Annotated in this window: 2 protein-coding genes; both read right to left on the bottom strand. The window is 32.7% G+C overall.

Features of this window, described 5'->3' with window-relative positions; all coding sequences use genetic code 11:
* Positions 1–682 (bottom strand): PEP/pyruvate-binding domain-containing protein (locus tag KKC53_03640; protein MBU2598258.1); only part of this gene is annotated, 682 nt, incomplete at its 3' end.
* Positions 683–1,201: 519 nt separating this feature from the next.
* A partial coding sequence (locus KKC53_03635; protein MBU2598257.1) for a DUF3883 domain-containing protein occupies positions 1,202–4,691 on the bottom strand: 3,490 nt, incomplete at its 5' end.

The raw sequence follows: 4,691 nt of genomic DNA, 5'->3' as shown, positions 1-4,691 counted from the left end.
CTATCACCATGATACTCATATCTCGAGTATCAGGATGTGCGGTAAATGTAGTTCCAGAGATCTCTGCGGGTATCATTTCTTGGATAACCACAGCCATACCTTCTAAATGAGTAAATCCCATTCTTATTCGATAGGCCACCGCTCTTTCATTAAAAAGAGATGCCCAACATTTCTTTATATAATTTAAGACAATATTGGGTTCTGACTTTATATTTAAAAATGTATCATGCATACCAGCAAACGAGGCTTTCAAACTATCTTCACTTACAGCAGATGATCTTATGGAGACATGTTGAGCGTTTAGATTATTTAGGGATTCCTTTATCTCTAAAACTATATCTTCGGGTATTTTTCCTTCCAAAATTAAATCTTTAATCTTTAAGCTTTCTTCCTTGTAATTCTCTTTATCAATCTTGGATGCCAATTTTTCTATCTTTTCTGTTAGACCATTATACTTTAAAAACTTAAAAAAAGCCTCAGATATGATGACAAAACCTTTGGGGACATCAAAGTTATTTTTAATAAGAACACCCAAAGAGTATCCTTTGCCCCCTAACTCTCTCACTGATAAATTATTTTTAAGTTCTACTACTATCATTGCTGATTGAAACCTATCATTTTCAGAACATAAAAAAGAGTTGTGTAATTTCTTGTTATTAGCTATATACTGCATTTTTCTCAAAAATCCTTCTTTTTTATAAAAAAATATTAAAAAACCTTTCAGTAAAAGCCAAAGGGCTTGTGATTTTCTTGGTTCCCTAAACAAAAATTAGTGTTTCTTTGTGGTTTGTGGGGTCTTGCAATATCACTTTTCCTCTTTCCTCTCGATTTTTTTAATTAATTAAAATAGGGACACCCCTATTTTTTCTAAGGTTTAATTTTCTCTTTTACGAGGTCTTCCTTTAGGGCGTCTATCTATAATAATACCTAAAGCCTCAACCATCCGGTTAAGAAACTCCTCAGATCCTATAGGTTTTCCGCAAAAAGTTACAGAAATATTGACCTGGCACACCTTCCCTATTTATCTAATTTAAAAGAAAAATATTAATTATCTAAGAAAACGAGATGTGTCCCTGTTTATTCCAATATGATGTTGCCCGCCTCTCTGTAATTTGTGTCGACTATGTGGTCTTTTCAATCATATCGGTTATATGTGAGGGATGCAAATATTTCTTTCGGCGCGAGCGTTTAATTTTCGTTATTATTTCTCAATCTTTACATCAATTAAAATTTTATCTGAGTTTTCCCACCCCTCAATCTTAAATTCTCCTAAATGAACGATTCTAATTTTTGAGTTATCTATCGGATTCTGAACTATTTCGATATGGGGTACTTTTCCTTTCTCTATGTTTTCTACTTTATAAATGTAATACTTCTCCTTATCTTCTTTGGCTCTTTTATATTGAGATGGTTGAAGTTTAATTTGTGATCTTTTTTCTTTGGACGCTTTTATTTCTATCAAACGTTCTCCTCCCTTCCCAGATGAAATTAAATCACACCCCTCTTCTTCATCATCTCTTACATCTTTTATGTTTCCTCGATTTTGAGATTGTTCAAAGATTTTTACGATTTCTACAGCTATATCCTCTGTCATTTGAGATGAGAAAGGAGTAAAAGTTTTAGATATCTCCCTCTCTTTTGGCAATTTACCTTTCCTCTTCTTCCTTCTTTCGAGAGGTACAGTAATTTTTTCGCCTGTTTTAAAGTTTTTTATAGTAAAACCGGTGATTGTTTCTAACGGAAAAACTTCCTCGTCCTTGCTCTTGGGTTGTGGTGTTTGCATTGGTCCAGTTATGACATCAATAGCATGGGTTATTGGTTCTTCTTCAACATATTCTTCAAAGGTTTCAGGTTCTTTTTCTTCTTGGGCAGAAGGCATATTAATTACTTGACTTTTTTCCTCAACATATTTTTTAAACACACGTCCCTTTTCTAACCCCCACTTTTGAATAACAATGTTAATATCTTCCGGATTTTGATGCAAATCATTAATCAGAGGTCTCAAATGAGGTTCTAAATCTCCAAAAATTGAGGATACACATTTCGAAAAGTCGTCTCTGATTATTTCCATCCATGGGTCGTTTTCGGCGGTAGATATCACTAATTCGTTTTTCGATAGATAAATAGGCACATTATTTTTTATTCGTTTTTTGCCATCCAAGAAGTATGTGACTTTGATATTTTTTGCCGTATGAATTTGTAAATTCCTAAATCTAGCAATATTCTCTCTTTGCTTATCATATTCAGCGCTGAATCTATTCTCGATAAAGGCCTCAATAATTTCACTAAATTCTTTCATTTTTTTTACATCATCTTTATTTAGAATTTCTTTACAAACGAATTTTGGTTTTCTTTTGTCCTTATAACGTTTTAACGAGTTGAAACCTATCTTTTCCAGTGATGATGAAATAGTTGCTATTTCACCGCTATACCACAATGTGGGGACACTATCTTGAAATACCTCACAAATTTCGTAGTCGTCTTTCAAATATATCTCGTTTGGTTTTAAAAACTGGCCCTGATCGGTTAAAAAAATATCTTCATCAAATAGTTTTTTAATTTCTTCATTATCGTCTATTGATTCGCTTTTGACCAATGTATTTATACCTTCTAAGGCATAACTAATTTTCCCCTTAAGTTCCAACCTTTTATTTGTTGAAGCTTTCCCCCACTCCTTACTAGTTCGTTGAAAGACTTCTTTGTACTCTATAAAGCTAGGCCTAATTCTAACGCCTAGCGAGATAAAAATCTCTTGTAGTTCGGTGCTGTACGCTCCTTCTTGAAACAACGGTTGAAAAAATGGAGTAAGGGAATGATCCAGAGTTTCTGACGCAAATACTTGATCTCTATGCCACCATATTTTCGTTTTACCTAGAACTTTTATAGGGAAAAAGATTAAATATTTATTTAAAAATATAGTTTTAATCGTATCTTTAAAATCAGGATTTGCTTTACTTTTTTCAATTAAATACTTATAATAAGCCTCCATCTTCCTAAAGCTGTTTGGCGGAATCTGGTTAATTTTATCCCAAGATGTTTTTATCTTCTGCAATCTTTCAAGTACATCCCAAGGAACTAGCTCCTCAATTACTCCTATATCCCTATAAAATTCTCTCGACCCTAGAGATGTATCTATAAAATCAGAGCCTTGGAGGGCTAAATATCTATTTTCAATTGTATCTTTATATATTTTTGAAGGAGGTAATAATTTACCATCAGCAGACCTCGGAAACCAAGGTTTTTTTAGCTGTTGATAAAAAGTTGAATTTACTTTGGTATCATCATACCTACGGTAAAAATATGAAACCTTAGCTTTTTTATAACCTTTATATTTTTTCCAATTTTTAGCAACACTTTCTCTCATATAAATTAACCGACTCTTCAATTGATCTTTTTCCACTTTGTTCTTTATATTGATATGTTTTTGAACAGTATCAGTTAACTCTAGCATTGCCCAATCTCTAATTTCATATCCTGTTGTAGAATCAGGTCTATAATTATCATCCCAATCGATATTTGGGAAATCTTCTTTTAATCTTGAGTCATATCGTGAATAACTCTTATTTATTTGTATTACTCTTGGGATATCCCAACATCCCATCAAATTGAAGAAATCATCCCAAGAATATACCTTTCGTCTTTTACTTGCTTGAGTGATTGGTATGCTGGTAAAACTACCTAAGATCCTTTTGGAAAAATATTTTCTTGAAATAAATGGTATCTCAGGCAAAGCCCTAAAATATTTCTCACAGGGTAGTTTCTTTTTCTCATCACATCTATAAATGTCTATTGGGGATAAAAAGACCCTTATTTTCTTACCAGTAGAATCTCTCTTTTCCGCGAGTACTAGGATTTTTGACCTGATGTCTGAGAAAATTTCCCAATCATCAGTTTTTGTACGGCTTCCATGTATCTTACGATAGTATGACAAATTTTCAAGAATAAAATTTGTAAATAAAACCGCTTTTTTATGACCTAGACGTTTTCTATTTCGTGTTTCCTGAAATTTTGGTAAAATGAGTTGTGTAATAACGTGATGTGCTTCAACCGTTCTAATTACACCAAGAAGCTCAAATAATTGTTGCACCTTATCAAGTCGGCGATCGTATTTCTTTTTCCTCTTCTGACTTCCAGATATTCTAAATTTCTTATGGAGGAATATTAGCTCATCTTTACCGAACAATTCAGAAAAAAATGAGGTTTCTTTATTCATATATTGATTGGCAATTAGCCTTGGTTTGTCCATTTTTTTTGGATCTTCGGGGTAAATAAGCTCTCCAGTTTCAGATAAAAGAAATGGTATATTCTTCAAAGCATCTTTCTCATAGTCTCTAAAATTGTCATTTATGTACACATAAATCGAAACAAACCAATCTAGACCCATAACTTTCTTCATTATACCCTTATTATTTTTGAAGAATGAGATTATATTATCTAATCCAAACGTTTCCATGCCCAACAGAGATAAATTCTCACTCTCAAAGTTATTGTATCCATCTGATATCACAAATTTTTCATTTTTGTAGATCTCATGTAAATCATCATTGGTAAAAAGTTCCCATAGATCGTGGGGAAGAGCGATAGATTTTATCGGTTCTTTAAAACATCCATCTCGTGTGAATGCAATTTCTCTGTTCTTTAATTCCTTGTAGATAGTGTCTATATACTTAATAAATAACTCATGGAAATGG

The organism is Actinomycetota bacterium (assembly GCA_018830725.1).
GTDB lineage: Bacteria > Actinomycetota > Humimicrobiia > JAHJRV01 > JAHJRV01 > JAHJRV01.
Note: the sequence above shows the minus strand (reverse complement) of the source record. Positions and strands in the feature narration are given on the sequence as shown.